At 45.9% G+C, this 14,966-nt stretch carries 11 protein-coding genes; 4 read left to right on the forward strand and 7 right to left on the reverse strand.

The window, feature by feature from the left end; all coding sequences use genetic code 11:
- The first annotated feature begins 86 nt into the window (after positions 1–86).
- Both G493_RS0118900 and G493_RS0118905 read left to right on the forward strand, forming a co-directional pair.
- Complete coding sequence (locus G493_RS0118900) at positions 87–683, forward strand: hypothetical protein (protein WP_028581661.1); 597 nt, start codon at positions 87–89, stop codon at positions 681–683.
- A gap of 81 nt (positions 684–764) precedes the next feature.
- A complete protein-coding gene (locus G493_RS0118905; RefSeq protein WP_028581662.1) occupies positions 765–2,039 on the forward strand; it encodes a DUF401 family protein in 1,275 nt (424 codons plus the stop codon).
- A gap of 93 nt (positions 2,040–2,132) precedes the next feature.
- Here the strand turns inward: G493_RS0118905 and G493_RS0118910 are convergent, their stop codons facing one another.
- The 5 genes from G493_RS0118910 to G493_RS0118940 form a co-directional block, all read right to left on the reverse strand.
- Positions 2,133–3,359 carry a response regulator gene (locus tag G493_RS0118910; protein WP_028581663.1) on the reverse strand — a complete coding sequence of 409 codons (1,227 nt, stop codon included), beginning with the start codon at positions 3,357–3,359 and terminating at the stop codon, positions 2,133–2,135.
- Positions 3,360–3,714: 355 nt separating this feature from the next.
- Positions 3,715–5,088 (reverse strand): sigma-54-dependent transcriptional regulator, encoded by a 1,374-nt coding sequence (locus G493_RS0118915; RefSeq protein WP_028581664.1) that lies wholly within the window; start codon positions 5,086–5,088, stop codon positions 3,715–3,717.
- A gap of 4 nt (positions 5,089–5,092) precedes the next feature.
- Positions 5,093–6,574: a hybrid sensor histidine kinase/response regulator gene (locus G493_RS0118920; protein WP_028581665.1), complete on the reverse strand. Its 1,482-nt coding sequence runs from the start codon at positions 6,572–6,574 to the stop codon at positions 5,093–5,095.
- Positions 6,575–7,081: 507 nt separating this feature from the next.
- Positions 7,082–8,155: an HD domain-containing phosphohydrolase gene (locus G493_RS0118935; protein ID WP_028581667.1), complete on the reverse strand. Its 1,074-nt coding sequence runs from the start codon at positions 8,153–8,155 to the stop codon at positions 7,082–7,084.
- A gap of 53 nt (positions 8,156–8,208) precedes the next feature.
- Entirely contained in the window at positions 8,209–10,455 is a 2,247-nt protein-coding gene (locus G493_RS0118940; RefSeq protein WP_028581668.1) for a cache domain-containing sensor histidine kinase, read from the reverse strand.
- Between the two features lie 287 nt (positions 10,456–10,742).
- On the opposite strand from G493_RS0118940, the gene G493_RS0118945 reads away from it, so the two are divergent.
- Both G493_RS0118945 and G493_RS0118950 read left to right on the forward strand, forming a co-directional pair.
- Entirely contained in the window at positions 10,743–11,363 is a 621-nt protein-coding gene (locus G493_RS0118945) for a TetR/AcrR family transcriptional regulator (RefSeq protein ID WP_028581669.1), read from the forward strand.
- Positions 11,356–12,231, forward strand: a complete 876-nt coding sequence (locus tag G493_RS0118950; protein ID WP_035275160.1) for an alpha/beta fold hydrolase — start codon at positions 11,356–11,358, stop codon at positions 12,229–12,231. The genes G493_RS0118945 and G493_RS0118950 overlap by 8 nt, the downstream gene beginning before the upstream one ends.
- A gap of 227 nt (positions 12,232–12,458) precedes the next feature.
- Here G493_RS0118950 and G493_RS30120 read toward each other — a convergent pair whose 3' ends face one another.
- Positions 12,459–13,754: an ATP-binding protein gene (locus tag G493_RS30120; protein ID WP_051309566.1), complete on the reverse strand. Its 1,296-nt coding sequence runs from the start codon at positions 13,752–13,754 to the stop codon at positions 12,459–12,461.
- 7 nt (positions 13,755–13,761) lie between these two features.
- Positions 13,762–14,484 carry a response regulator gene (locus tag G493_RS0118960; protein ID WP_028581671.1) on the reverse strand — a complete coding sequence of 241 codons (723 nt, stop codon included), beginning with the start codon at positions 14,482–14,484 and terminating at the stop codon, positions 13,762–13,764.
- Positions 14,485–14,966: the final 482 nt, after the last annotated feature.

Genomic DNA, 14,966 nt, shown 5'->3' on the forward strand with positions numbered 1-14,966 from the left:
GTGTGTGGTGATGCGGGGTATATTGAACGTATGTTTGTTTGATTGCGTGATGCAGGCGAAGACTTTGTTTTTTATTGGAGGAACTCGTGGATTTTAAGAAACATTTTGATCAGAGCTGGCAGAATTTTACAGCCTTTCTTCCTTCTATTCTGATCATTACGGCAGTATTTCTTTGTGCCTGTGCATTTTCTTTTGGCATACTCGGCCCGTTTCTGGCTGCCGGATATGTGCAATCCCTGTTGCGTGCTATCCGCGAGCGTCGGCCACCCCAGATGCGCGATTTACTTTCTGAAGCAGACCTTTTTCTGCAACTTCTCGTTTTTGGTCTTCTGGTGATGGCAGCGGTGTTTCTGGGTTTGTTTCTGTTTTTCCTGCCTGGCTTTATCATTATCCTGGCAGTGATATATTTCTGCACCTATCTCTTGCCATTGATGACAGACAGAAAGCTCGACCTGTTTGATGCTCTAAGCCAAAGTGCACGCATGGCCATGCAGAAACCTGTAAGTGAGCACGTAGCGGTGGTGGTCGTTCTTATCGTTTTAAGTTCCCTTGGCGGTTCTGTTATTTTTGGAACGCTGTTTACTACACCTTTTGGTGTTCTCTTTCTGCTTTCTGTATATGAAGAAAAAGTCATACGCCTGTTGCCGGGCAACGGTTCACCACCTCCCCCTCCGGGAAGTTGAGGTACATAATATATAAAACTTTTTTTCTGCTGCAAGCATAGTCTGCATTCCCTCCTTAGCTCTGTATGTTGGTCATTTTTTATGCTCCCCTTTGTTAAAATTTTTGCAGCCTTTTTTCTGATGCTTGTCGGTATACGCTGCAGGTTAGGCTTGTGGCTGTCTGTACTGGCTGGTGGCTTTTCCATGGCCGTACTCTATGGACTGCCACTGGATCAGTGGATAGTGATTGCCGCCAAGGCGCTGGTACAGGAAAAATTTCTGTTCCTGATCGCCATTGTAGGCCTTATTCTGGTGTTATCCGACGGTCTTGAGCGTTCAGGGCAGTCTAAACGCCTGATCGACGCGCTATCCGGATATTTGACCAGGCCAAAAATCCGTTTGCTCTTCTTTCCCGCGTTAATCGGCTTGCTGCCCATGCCAGGAGGTGCCGTGTTTTCTGCCCCCATGGTTAAGGCTGTTTCGGAAGACATGCCTGTATCCGATGTTGACAGAGCGGTAATCAATTACTGGTTTCGCCATGTCTGGGAACTGGCCTGGCCGCTGTACCCCGGCATTATCCTTACTGTTGCCCTGGCTGATATTCCACTTTCCAGTTTTATTTCCAAAACCTGGCCTGGAATTGTGGCTATGTTCTTTTTTGGTTGGTTTTTCCTGCTGAGAGGTGTCAAAAGCGAGGCAGATTATGCAACACGGCAAGAAAACGACGTATCAGCCGTGAATGGTGGCTTTCTGTATGTGCTCCTGCAGAGTATTCCCCTGTTGATTGCCATTGTCGGAGCAGTTGGCCTGGAAGTGATTCTGGCCAAATTTTTCCCACATATTCCCTTTGAGTGGGGTGTCCTGGCAGCTCTGCTTGCGTCTGCTGTCAGTATTATGGTGCAGAACAGACTTGGCCGGAGTTTTCTTGGGCAAATCGTCACCAAAAAGAGTTTGTGGTCCATGCTTCTGGTCATCGCTGCCATATTTATTTTTAAAGATACCATGCAGGCAGCCGGTGTCGTCGAAGCCATGGCCGCTGCGAGCAGTGAACAGTTTGCCCTTCTTACCTCGGCAACGCTTTTGCCTTTCCTGGTTGGCATGGTTGCAGGTATTAATGTGTGTTTTGTGGGAGCCTGTTTCCCTTTGATTCTTGGACTGCTGGAGCTTATGCATGTGCAGGAGCAGATGCTTGCCTATCTGGTTCTGGGAACATTCTGCGGATTTACAGGCGTAATGATTTCACCCATCCACATTTGCTTCATGCTCACCTGCGAGTATTTTCATGTGGATCTGCTGACAACTTGGCGCAGACTGGTGCTTCCCTGCCTGGGCTGCCTGCTGGTGGGGGTGGCGTTGTTTTTTCTGCTGCTTAACTGATGAATCCGGGACGATTAACCTGAGTTTCTCATGACTGTATAGCGGTGCAGCAACAGATGGAGAGGCATCCGTTGCTGCATGCCCGCTAGAAAATCACCGAAAAAAAGCGCTAATTTCAGAGAGGATAGACTCCATTTTTATTTTGGCCATGGCCAGGTTTCCTTCTTTGTCTAAAAGCATGATAATGTGCACATGGGCTTTTCCAGCCTGGGTTGCGGTGTAATCCTCGGCTTCATTCATGCAGCGTGCAAAGATGTGCGCCTTGGGGGCGTCTATATGCACAACCTGACCTCGGCCGACATTCATAATATCTGTGGCTTTCTGTGCTTTCAGCAGTACATCATTGGCCAGTGCTCCAATCTCTGCAAGTTTGATATTGGATGTGTTGACCTGGGCTGCCATTTCTCCATTAGGGGTAAAAACGCCTACAGCCATGAAACCATCTACATCCTGAAGTTTTCCCAAAGTGTCTTCTAATTTACCCATATCCAGTTCTCCTTTGGCTGATTTGCCAGTTTGTCCATCCCCCTGGGGTTCAGGGGCATCGGATGTTGTTTTTTCTTGTATATTTGGATCTTGTTTATCTGAAATGGACTGCTGATGTTCTTCTGAAATATCCTCTAGCTTGTGTTGTGGAATAGGATCCAGACGTTCATCCTTTCGCTGCATCCCTTTTACCAAAAGGGACATCAACGGTTTGTTGATAATCCTTGGTATTTTCATCTGCGGAGCCTTGATAAAGGTTATGCGAAGATTATCGCAGGAAAGCAGCAGAAAGAGAGCTTCTTCTCCTTTAAGGTGTGGTGCCGTTGCTGCATGGATTTCACCATCTACCAGGTAGATGTATCCGTGAATATCATCTTCCTGGACTCTAAGGAGGCAGGTTTTGTTCTCCATGGCCAGGAGCTGAAGAAAATTTGCCAGAGAAAAGCCTGCCATGGTTCCCTGATTATCCTCTTGATTGAGATTCTCCAGGATGGTGGCTGCTAATCTGCTGATATCGACAGGTTTCTCCAGGAGTTTTGAAAATCCAGAGGCATTTAAACGTTCTTCTATTTCAGGGGTGGAAAAAGCCGTCATCACAATGGATGGTAAAAATGGCTGTGTATTGGCAACGTGGGCGAGAAGTTCAAACCCATCCATCTCCGGCATACGAAGATCTGTAACCAGGAGATCTATTTTTTCCTTCTCCAATATGGGTACTGCTTCTTTGCCATTACCTGCAGTCACCACTACAAACTGTCCCTGATAACTGTCCAGGCCAGCTTCTATGCTCTGCAGGAGCCTGGCTTCATCATCGACTATAAGGACTTTTTTCATGGCTGCTTTTGCACGGAGATTAGTAAGTTATAAGGTAACTGTTCACAGCGTATCTGGTCTTTCTGCGATCAGTCGGGCTTAGGTATAACCAATATGCTGCGTCTGCATGCGAACATCTCAGACACGCTGTAATCCATTATTACTACCGGGGAAGTATCGATTTTCATCATTCCCCTCTGAGTAGTTACGTCATAAGCATGTTTCTTTGCCTGTGACTTTGCAGGGGATGTGCCACTTTGTAGTTTTTTATTTGCAGGTGGGATAACAGAAGTTATTTCAGGGTAGTGCGTTGAATCGAAGAGGTGGAGACGGTATTTTTAATAAGGTGGTTGCCCGTGCAAAATAAGGCAGTGACCTATTTTGAGTCACCTGGTTTGAGGCAGTACTGATCTATTTTGCGCATCAAGGTTGAGCGTGCTATTCCCAAAGCCTTGGCTGTCTGGGTGTGGTTGCCGTCGAAATGGTCCAGTACTTTGCGAATGTGCTTTTTTTCCATGATCTGTAACGGGATTATCTCTCTATTCACTATAGGTTGCTGAGACTCAACAGCTTGAACAGGGGAAGGGGGGACGGAATTTCCCAGCCATTTTGAGGGAAACAGAGCACTGCCGCTGCGCAGTATGATAGCACGTTCTATAATGTTTTTTAACTCCCGCACGTTGCCTGGCCAATGATAGGCCTGTAATTTTTCCATTTCATCATCAGGAACAGAAACCGATCCATCCGGAATCCGGTGCTGAATGAAATGCATGCACAGGTCTGCGATATCCTGGGTACGTTCGCGTAAAGGCGGCAGGTGAATGTGAAGTACGCTGAGCCTGTAATAGAGGTCTTCCCTGAATTTTTTCTGTTTAATGGCCTCTTCGAGATTCACATTCGTTGCTGCTATAATACGTACCTGCACCCGTCGTGCTGCAGCGCCTCCCAGCCGTTTGATGCTGCCGTCGTCAAGTGCACCAAGCAGTTTTGCCTGCAGGTGAAGGGGGATTTCACCAATTTCATCGAGAAACAGGGTCCCTTTGTCAGCCATTTCAAACAGTCCCTTTTTGGATTGTTCAGCTCCTGTAAATGCACCTTTTTCATGGCCGAATAATTCAGCTTCGATAAGGTTTTCAGGGAGTGCCGCGCAGTTGGTACTGACGAAATTCTGTTCCGGATGATCTCGCAGATAATGGATGGACTTGGCAATAACATTCTTGCCTGTCCCGGTTTCGCCGGTGATAAGCACAGGCACCCGACTGTTAGCGGCAAGGTGAAGCATTTTACTGATTTGCTGTAAACCTCCCTTTATGCCGACAGGGGTGCTCTGGGTTGATTTTCGGCGATCATGGTAACGTTTAACCTGCTCGATACGTTCAAGCTCAGCCGTACGGAAAGCCTTGTCAATGGCCAGTTCAAGCTCTTCCAGTTCCAAGGGCTTTGAGAGATAGTCATACGCACCGTTACGCAATGCCTGGACAGCATGATTGAAACTGGGGAAAGCGGTGATAAAGATAATTTTCAGCTGATCCTGGAGGGCAAGTAGAGGTTCACAGAGCTTTAATCCTTCGCCATCAGGTAATTTCTGATCCAACAGGATCACCTCTGCATGGTTATGTTTACACCAGCTCAGGCCTTGTTCTCCTGTGGATACCGTGACGACATGTATGTCTGTGGACGCAAATAAAGAGGCTATGGACTTGCAGAACAACATGTCATCGTCAATGACAAGGAGTGTCTTGGAGGTCATAGAGTTATACCTTTCTATGATGCGCTTTTGGTCGTTGCAGGCTAATGGTGACGGTGGTACCCAGGGAGAGATAACTTTCTACATGTATTCTTCCTCCCATGGCTGCAAGCATTTTTTGCACAATGACCAGGCCCAGTCCCGTTCCCGAAGCCTTTGAGGTAAAAAAAGGCTGAAACAGGTGCTGCTGGTCCTGCTCTGAGATGCCTTTACCATTGTCGTCGATTTTGATATTCACCCACGCATCGTTACTGACGGCACTTATGCTGATCTGTGGCTTTTGCTCCTCTTCAAGGGCATCGACAGCATTGGTAATCAGATTGAGCATAATGTGATGCAAGGCTCTGTTGTCAGCCCATACAAAGAGATCGTTGTCGGCGATAATGGTCTGGATACGGATCTGTTTATCTTCAAAGTCGTTGCGAATGAGAGTTACAAAGTCATGAATAAAATCACTCACCGAAACAACCTGCATGTCTGGTTTTTCAAAAAGGCTGTAACTTTTTAATGTTCTGAGGAGATATTCCAGGCGGGCTACTTCCTGAAGAGCCCGTTCCAGAAATTCCAGGATTGTTTCTTTTTCATATTCGTGCACATTTCTTTGTAAAACACTTAAGGCCATTTTTATGGAGTTTAAGGGGTTACCTATCTCGTGCCGTATACCCGAAAAAACATACCCAAGGTTTTTTGTAAGGTTTGCGGCTTCAATGACCGATTCCATTTTACGTTTTTCCGTTACATCGGTGAGGAGTATGATGCGATTTGGACAGGTCGGTTTCAGGAGAAATTGTTCCACCGTTATCTGGCGTTCGCCTATGTGCAATGGTTCATAGGTCGATGATTCGCCCTGTGATTCAAGAATTGTGTGAATGAGAACCGGTGGGAGAATATCCCGAAGATCAGATCCCAGCAATTGTTCTTTAGGGGTGCGCAGAATCGTGATCGCCATGGGGTTGGTATAGACAATCCTGTTGTTTTTCAGTTCGAGGATTCCCTGGGACATGTATTCCAATACGATTTGAAAATGGCGTGATGAGTCAAGGAGCTCTTTGGTGATATGACGGAATTGCAGATCATCTTTCCCACGGATTGTCTCTGAAATGGATTTGCTTGAGTGGGCATTGGCTTCGCCAATGGCTTCCAGCAGATGGCTTTCCATTTGTCCGAACGGGCCTTTTGCAATACAGGCATTGGCACCAAAACGGATGAAATCAATATTCTGTTCCATGGCTGTAGCCGTGATCAGAATGAGGTAGATATCTTCCATGCCTTTTATCTTCCGAATGATCCTGCAGAGATCATCACCGCCTATGCCTGGCATGATCAAATCAATTATGATGATATCCGGTTTTGCCACCGGCAGAAGGTCAAGGCAGGTAAGGGCATCTTCGGCACAATGGACGAGGTAACCTTGTTTCAGGAGCAGATCCTGAATAAACCGGCGTATAACAGGATTGTCATCAACGATAAGAATGGTCTTTTTGCGCATAAAACTCTTTTAGGGTTGCGGAAAATAATAAATATCCAAAAATTGCGCAGGATATCGGCTCATTCTCATAACTGTTCCAATGGTTCCATACTGGCCGTATTGATCCTTTGGAACAGTTATGAGAATGAGTTGAGAGACTAACAAGATTGGATAATTTATTTTTTCCGCGGCCCTTAGATCTGAATCGTAGAAAAGAATGTAATGGACCGCGATAACCTCTTTGCAGAAAATTCCATGGGGTGGAATATATTTGCCAAACGAATCCTGCTCAGTATGTATTGTAGAAATACAGCGTGTGGATGTCAAATCGCAGAGCAAAATTCGCTTGCGTAAGCTGTAGATATATAAAGAAAATCGAGGTGGAGAGCCTGTGGCCATTGGTAGTTTTTGGTAAATATCGTGCCATGCCACGCAGTGGGGAACCTGCTGGAACAACATGGAGTACGAGATTATGCGGAAAACAAAAAGCTGTTTCAGAGAAACACAGGGATACTGGTATCACTGGGATTATTGCATGACAGCCAGTATTTTATCAAAGTTGTGAACAAAGGCATTGACGATTTTGGGATCAAAATGACTGCCTTTGGCGTTTTGAATAAGGCGAAATGCTTTGTCTGGGCTATATGCTTGTTTGTAGGGGCGTACAGTCGTTAGGGCATCAAAAACATCGGCAATGGCACATACCCTGCCAAAAATGGGAATATCCTCCTGCTCCAGCCCGAGGGGATAGCCGGATCCATCCCATTTCTCATGATGCGATGCTGCAATGACAGCTCCCGCAGAGAGCAGTTGCGATTTTGAACCTTCAAGAATTTTTTTGCCAATGAGCGTATGCTGTTTCATGATGTTCCACTCCTCGGCGGTAAGTTTACCTGGTTTCATCAGTATTGCATCGGGAATGCCGAGTTTTCCCACATCGTGCATGGGGCTGGCCAACCGAAGTATTTCTACGTCTTCCTCGGGCATGTCGATGGCTTGGGCAATGATTTTCGAATATTCACTCACCCGGTAAATGTGGTCTGCCGTATTTTTGTCCTTGTATTCAGCCGCTATGCCTAGGCGTTGGATGGTATCCACATAGGCCTGGTAGGTTTGTTGCCTGACCAGCCGCATTTCTTCCAGTGTTTTTTGCAGGCTTTTAGTACGTTCTTGAACCAGCTCTTCCAAATGCAGTTGATATTGTTTCACTTTGTCCTGCATTTTTTTCATCTGGAGTTGCGAGGCAGTTCGAACTGTCAGTTCCACTTTGTCAACAGGCTTGACAATGAAGTCGTTAGCCCCAGCTTCAACAGCCTGCAGCCTCTCTTCTCGTCCGGAAAGGGCTGTAACCATAATAATTGGTAAATCCGTAGGCGTATGCTTCTCCCGTATTTTTCTGGCTGTTTCGATACCGTCTAGTACTGGCATCATAATATCCAGAAAAACCAAGTCGTAGCTGTTGTGGTCGAGTTTTTCAAGGGCTTCCAGCCCATTGGAAACTGATTCTGAGCCATACCCGAGAAGTTGCAGATAATCCCTTAGCAGTTCTCTGTTCAACGGCTCATCATCGACTATGAGTATATTGATTTCGTCGTGTTGCATATATTCCCGAAGTCTGTGGCAAGAGTTAGATATTTGTGAGGCATCATCACGACTTAAATATCCTGGGAAAGTGGAAGTACAACATGAATGGTTGTGCCTTTGTCTTTACCTTCGCTTTCTGCTGTAATATATCCATGGTGTAATTCCACATATGACTTTGTCAATGTCAGGCCCATACCTACTCCGTCATAGAGTCGGTTTTTGGTGTCTTCAACTTGTTCAAATGTGCTGAATATCCGTTGCAGATCTTCTGATTTTATTCCTATACCGTTATCCTTTACTGAAAGCTTCAGGCATTGTTCATCACGCTGAGATAGCGGGTCTTCGGAACATGGTATCTGTGTTGCCAATATTTCCACAGAACCTCCGGCTGAAGTAAATTTCACTCCATTGGAAAGCAGGTTATAAAGGATCTTCTTGAGTTTTCGCTCATCAGCTTCAATTGTCTCTGGAAGAGACTCGGTTTTCAGAGAGAGATTGATCTGTTTTTGAGTTGCCTGTTCCTTTACCAGCATCAGGCTGTTTTCCAGTACCGGCTGCAAGTTAAACACAGAAAGTTGAAGATCCTGTTCTTTGCCTCCGACTCCGGCAAGGTCAAGAACATCATTGATCAGAGTAAGCAAAGCCTGACTACTGGTTTGAATATAGGACAGATATTCCTGTTGCCGTTCGTTTAACTCACCAGAATCCTCATCACCCAGCAGCTCACTGAAACCAATAATGTGATGTAATGGAGTTCGCAATTCATGGCTCATGTTAGACAAGAAAGCGCTTTTAGCACGATTGGCGGCTTCAGCATTGTCCCTGGCAATCCGTAAATCTGTTTCACTTTTTTTCAGAGCCTTTTCAGCCTGCTTACGTTCTTCGATTTCACGATTTGCCCTGTGTATTTCTTCCCGTAGATCACCGTTGAGTTGTTGGATCTCTTGAACCATGGATGTGTAGTTCATATTCAGGGTTACAAGCTCCTGAATGGAAGAATCAAAGGGTTCTGCGTCATAGTTGCCCTTGGCTATCTGAGTACTTCGCTCAGCAATCGCGGCAACCGGAGAAGCAATTTGTGCCGCAATCCTGCGTGCATTGAACAGGAGATAAAAAATGAACAGGATATAAAACAAAACCATGCCGGATACGGCAGCATAGCCAATGTTTTTTCCCTGTTTTTCCATGGAGAATACAGGCTCCAGCATGACATTTTTGTCGGCAACCACCATGAGTTTCCAGCCGCTTTCCTGCTCAGTGGCATGGGCAAGGAGGTATTGACCTGACGGAAGATGCAGTTCCTCTACCGATTTGTTTTCAGTCAATATTCGGCTTATGCTTTCCGCAACACCTGGAATCGTCGTCTTCAGCAAATTAAATTTTTCAGGCTTAAACGTATCCTGGGCTATCTGTTGATCATATACATGGGTCCGTAGTTCAGTGAGGTCAAAAAGTTGTTCAACTGCTTCTGGCATGGCCATAATGGTCCCTTTGGCATCAACAAGAAATGCTTTTGCACCCCAGGGAAGCTCCATGTCGAGAATGTTTTGGAGAAAAACATCTATGGTGATATCTATGCCAACGACACCTTCCAAAAAATCCTCACGATACACAGGAGCGATGCAGGACATCATCCATCCCTGACCTGCCGGGTCCAGGTACGTTTCCGTCCAGATTGTTTCCCGGCCGGGGTTATGCTCCGCATCAGCCAGGTAGTAAAAATTGAATTTGGGGATATCCATATCCGGTAGAAACTGGGCATACACATCTGCAATAAAGGGATAGTACCGGTTCATGGAATCAAAGGTGTTCAGATAAACAGCAACAATATTGCTGTTCGCCTGGGCGGCCAGCTTATACGCATGATCCAGTTGTTCACTGGCTACGGCCTTTTTTTTCTCCTTTGCACCTATCTGGGTCACTGTTGAGAAGAAAAGGCTGCTTCCCCCTGTGGTGTCGTTGGGCTTATAGTACACTCCATTGTCTGCAAAGCGGTATGCATTGTATGCCGAATCCGGGACTGTAAGGTCATTGAGGTCTGCGAAAAAATGAGCGGACTCACCTTGAACGATTTTCATGATTTCGGCTATGGATCTGAGATCCCGGCTGAATATTTTGGCTTCAGCCCCAACGATCTCCTCAAGATGCGCTATACTTTCCGTTTCAAGGGTTGAAATGGTCTTTTTATGGTTGTAGGCGTTGATGCCGAAATACAGCAGCACAAGTGTCAATTCGATGAACAGTAATGGTAATAGGGCTGCTTTGAAAAACTCCCGAAAAACGATTGTACTCAACGGCTGTATGCTCATGTTGCGCATTTTCATCTCCAGGTAGATGCTAATACTTGTACTTTCAGGTATTTTTCCAGGGCTGCGGAAAATGCTAGCTCTCCACAAATTGCACTGGATATGGGTTCATTTTCACGACTGTTCCATTGGTTCCATACCGATGGTATTTTTCACGGACCTTAATAGAAGGCTATCGTAATTCCTTTCTTTTTTCCAGATAGAAACGAAATTCATCGGTTTTGTATTGAATAAATATTCAATCAATGGTATTGGCTTTTTCACAAAGTTGTGATGCGTAAAAAAATGGGAGGGTATCTATGGGCAGAAACAGAGAGATAAACCAGGTGATCAAGGAAGAAAGACGGGAACGTATTCTTTATGGTGCGTTGGAGCTGTTTGCATTGAATGGATTGGCTGGAACCAAAATCAGCGATATTGCCAGGCACACCAATATGTCCAATGGGCTTGTGTATCACTATTTTGCATCCAAGGAAGACATTTTTATTGAACTCACCCGAACTGCACTGGAGAGAATGCTGGCAGCATGCCGTTATCTTGAAAATTTGGACCTGCCCCCTCATAAAAAAATCAGGTATGCCATGGATGAACTGGTGAAAACGATCAGAACAAAACCGGAAGCAGGCTATTATCATCTTCTGATCGCCCAGGCTGCGGCATCAACGGGTGTTCCGGCTGAGGTGAAAGTGTTGTTAAATACCAAACGGGCGATTCCCTACGACACCATAGCGGGAATTATTTCCCAAGGGCAGAAGCTGGGCACCATAAGACAGGGAAGAGCTGAAGATCTGGCATTTTTTTTCTGGAACAACATAAACGGCATAGCATTACACCAGGTAATGTATGGCAAAAGCGCCAGATGCCCCCACCTGTCAACCCTATATCACATGTTTTTTACCCGGGAGGCTGAAAATGGATAACACTTCACATGCCGTAGTTGCCAATACCGCACGAGGGCCGATCCAATATTGTGAACGTAAAGAAAATCATAGCGATATACAAGGCGCCATATTGACCATTCACGGTGCCATGGGAGGGTACGAACAATCTGATATATTAGGACAAGCCATTGGCCCAAAAGGGTACCGCTACATTGCCGTATCGCGACCGGGTTACCTGCAAACACCACTCAAAGGGAAAGAATCCCCGGAGGAACAGGCTGATCTGCTTGCAGCGCTTATGGACGAACTTGGTATTCAGCAGGCCGTTGTCATGGCTATTTCAGGAGGGGGATATTCAGCACTGCATTTTTCTCTGCGTCATCCTGAGCGTTGCCGGGCATTAATATTATGCTCAACCACAGGGAGTAAAAACGACGTACCTGTGCCATTTGCATTCACCGTAATGAAAGTAATGGCCCGAGTCCCTTTGCTCGTCAATCTCATGCGGAACAGATTTCTGAAAAATGTTGAAAAATCTGTCAAACGATCAGTAAGCTACCCGGATATAGCGCAGAACCTGATCAACGATGAGCAATTGATGACCTATTATACAGACCTGACCATCAGCACCATGAGCCACATGGGTAAACGAATTCCAGGGACAGTCAACGATATTCATATTACCCAAAATACCGAATACCCTCTGGAAGAGATTATCGTACCGACTCTGGTGATTCATGGCAGCGATGACCCGGTGGTTCCCTTTGCAAAGCATGGGAAGAAACTGGCAGAAAGAATACCGGGGGCGCAATTATGTCTGGCTGAGCGTGGTGAACATATGGCAATTTTTACTCATAACCAACAGGTGAGAAATGCCGTGTCAGGTTTTCTTGATTCCCTGCCTTGATTTAGCACAGGGAGTTCTACATAACCTTTTGATTTCCTCCGGTCTTGGCCTTCTTTCGAAGGCTTCCCCCTAAATCCGAAATAATCAGCTTATATTAAGGGGCGCGGAAAATAATAAATATCCAAAAATTGCGCAGGATATCGGTTTGGCGACGTAGTTACCGAGTTGAGAGACAAGCAAGATTGGATAATGTATTTTTTCCGTGACCCCAAAAGCAGTATGTGTTTTCAGATCAGCAATATAACGGAAAACCTGGCTCCTCCGAGGGGTGATTGGCCCACAACAATCTGTGCCTCATGCCAGTCGATAACCTGCCGGACTATGGCCAGGCCAAGCCCGTGTCCACCGGTATCGCGGCTTCGGCTTGAATCCAGGCGGACAAAGGGGTCAAAAATATGCTCTCGGTCAGCCTCCGGAACACCGGGACCATCATCGTCCACATGGATGATACATTTACCGTCCTTTTGTTCAATATTCAGAGCCACGCGATGTTCAGCATACTTCATCGCGTTTTGTATCAGATTATATACGGCCCGTGACATGTAGTAAGGATCAGCCTGCACGGTATACTCATGCATAGGAGGCGAATCGGGCAAGGTGAACCGGATATCAGTATGAAGGGTTTCTGTCTTTGCCACAAGTTCACGTAACCAGGGAACAACAGGGAGTTTTGTCAGATCCAGTGACGGTTTTTCTCTGTCAAAGCGGGCGTATACAAGAAGTTCTGAAACCAGGGTGTCCAGTTCATCCACATCCGTATTAATGTCAGTGATTTTGATGTGTCTTTCGGAGGCATCGGCAGTTGTTTCCAGCATTTCCATGCCGAAACGAATTCTTGAAATCGGAGTACGCAATTCATGGGAAACCGCACGGGTCAGCTCTTTGTGAGATGCGATTAAATGCTCTATTTTTGCAGCCATCTTGTTAAATGAATTTGCAAGAGGATACAGAGCGGAATGTCTGGTCATTTTTGCACGGGCACTGAAGTCTCCCTGTCCAAAGGATTCAGCTGCAGTACTGATCCGGCGTAACTTCAGCCAAAAAGGCAATGCCCACAGCATCGCCATAATAAGAAAGTAGATGGTAATGATACACCAGAAAAGAGCCTCTATACGGACAGGAAAACTAAAATCTTCGATCGGACCCATGGTGAGTACCTGATCGTAATTTCCCAGACGTTGATGATAAAGTGTACCGTCTGTGCCAACGACAATTTCGCCTTTTTCAAGCATCTCCCGATCAGTAGTGTCTATCTTGAGGGAATTTATGGGTTCAATAGCCAAAGGATAACCGAATTGTGCCCGCCGCCCTTTAATATAATCCTCCCATTGATCGTGCGGCACCCCCTTGATATCTTCAGTCAGTACTGCATACACTCCCTGAACCAGAGAACGATAATACTGATCCATTTCCTGGTCCATTTGTTTAACAACAAAACGATCTGTTATGGAGGAAAATGCATAATTCCAGATAAGGGCAGTGAACATGCTGAACAAAAAAAAGGAGAAGAAGACCCGTTTCATTTCATTTTCACCAGATATCAGGGACAAAGAGATATCCCTGGCCCCAGACCGTTTTGATGCCTTGGGGATTGTCTGGGTCATTTTCCAGTTTTTTACGGAGTCGGGATACTGCCAGGTCAACGCTGCGGTCAAGGCCATCGTACTCAATGCCACGTAGTTTCATATAGAGTGTTTCCCGGTCTAGGATGTGACCGCTGGCTTCGGCCAAAAGCCAGAGCAGATCAAATTCGTTGGTGGTCAGTGTGACGGAGTTACCGGCCAGGTAGACGGATCTGGATGATTTGTTGATGAGTAAACTACCAAAGATCAACTCATTTGCCTGAACGCTTTGTTCCTTGCCGTCAGGCATGTTGTTGGAATGATGGAAACGGCGCATGAGAGCTCGTATCCGGGCCAACAATACTCTGGGCTCCACGGGTTTTTTGACATAATCATCGGCCCCCATCTCAAGACCGGCTACCTGATCCATATCGTCTTCACGAGCGGTCAGCATGAGAATCGGTCCCTGATAGTCCGGGCGTACTGTTCGGCAGACCTCCAGCCCATCCATTCCCGGGAGCATCAGGTCAAGAATAACCAGGTCAGGCTGTTCGTTCAGTATTCGTTTGGGGGCTGTATCACCCCTTCTTTCAATGGACACTGTAAACTGATTTTTTGTCAGATACTCTGTAATCAGGTCGCCCAGGCGGCGGTCATCCTCAACCAGTAAAACGTATTCTTTGGTTCTCATAGTGCTGTTAGATCTGTATATCAACGGTTGGTATTTTCCGAGCTGGAGCTCGGCAACATCATGAAGTTCAGCTTATGGTATTTAACGTTATCTTGTTTCATTTTTCAATTTTCCAGAAAAAGAGCCCTGTATCTATTGGGTTTATGTGCCCAACTGTACTATCTCATACGCTGCAAACGAGTTTTTGAGGCTGTGTTACGCCTACAATTGCTTACACTTTGATACAGAGATCGCACAGAGGAATGGCAATATTCTCTATATTCTGGCAAAAGTATTTATTGGTGCCTTGTTAACAGGTTGTTTCACAACAATATGGGTAACTGATTACAGGTATCCCACGAAGTCTCCCGCTGGTCGCTTATCTCTTTGCATGGGAGCATTACGCGTTTGTCCAATAACGGTTGCGTTCAAATATGAATCATGATAGCGTTATCTCCATTAAGGAGGTAACGCATGGAATCACTGATTATTCGCGGTAAGAG

The organism is Desulfogranum japonicum DSM 18378 (genome assembly GCF_000429945.1).
GTDB classification, from domain to species: domain Bacteria; phylum Desulfobacterota; class Desulfobulbia; order Desulfobulbales; family Desulfobulbaceae; genus Desulfogranum; species Desulfogranum japonicum.

What these genes read in the sequence shown, in the direction of transcription:
- G493_RS0118905 (WP_028581662.1), top strand. Translation starts at nt 765, where the DNA reads ATGCTCCCCTTTGTTAAAATTTTTGCAGCCTTTTTTCTGATGCTTGTC.
- G493_RS0118910 (WP_028581663.1), bottom strand. Translation starts at nt 3,359, where the DNA reads ATGAAAAAAGTCCTTATAGTCGATGATGAAGCCAGGCTCCTGCAGAGC.
- G493_RS0118915 (WP_028581664.1), bottom strand. Translation starts at nt 5,088, where the DNA reads ATGACCTCCAAGACACTCCTTGTCATTGACGATGACATGTTGTTCTGC.
- G493_RS0118920 (WP_028581665.1), bottom strand. Translation starts at nt 6,574, where the DNA reads ATGCGCAAAAAGACCATTCTTATCGTTGATGACAATCCTGTTATACGC.
- G493_RS0118935 (WP_028581667.1), bottom strand. Translation starts at nt 8,155, where the DNA reads ATGCAACACGACGAAATCAATATACTCATAGTCGATGATGAGCCGTTG.
- G493_RS0118940 (WP_028581668.1), bottom strand. Translation starts at nt 10,455, where the DNA reads ATGCGCAACATGAGCATACAGCCGTTGAGTACAATCGTTTTTCGGGAG.
- G493_RS0118945 (WP_028581669.1), top strand. Translation starts at nt 10,743, where the DNA reads ATGGGCAGAAACAGAGAGATAAACCAGGTGATCAAGGAAGAAAGACGG.
- G493_RS0118950 (WP_035275160.1), top strand. Translation starts at nt 11,356, where the DNA reads ATGGATAACACTTCACATGCCGTAGTTGCCAATACCGCACGAGGGCCG.
- G493_RS30120 (WP_051309566.1), bottom strand. Translation starts at nt 13,754, where the DNA reads ATGAAACGGGTCTTCTTCTCCTTTTTTTTGTTCAGCATGTTCACTGCC.
- G493_RS0118960 (WP_028581671.1), bottom strand. Translation starts at nt 14,484, where the DNA reads ATGAGAACCAAAGAATACGTTTTACTGGTTGAGGATGACCGCCGCCTG.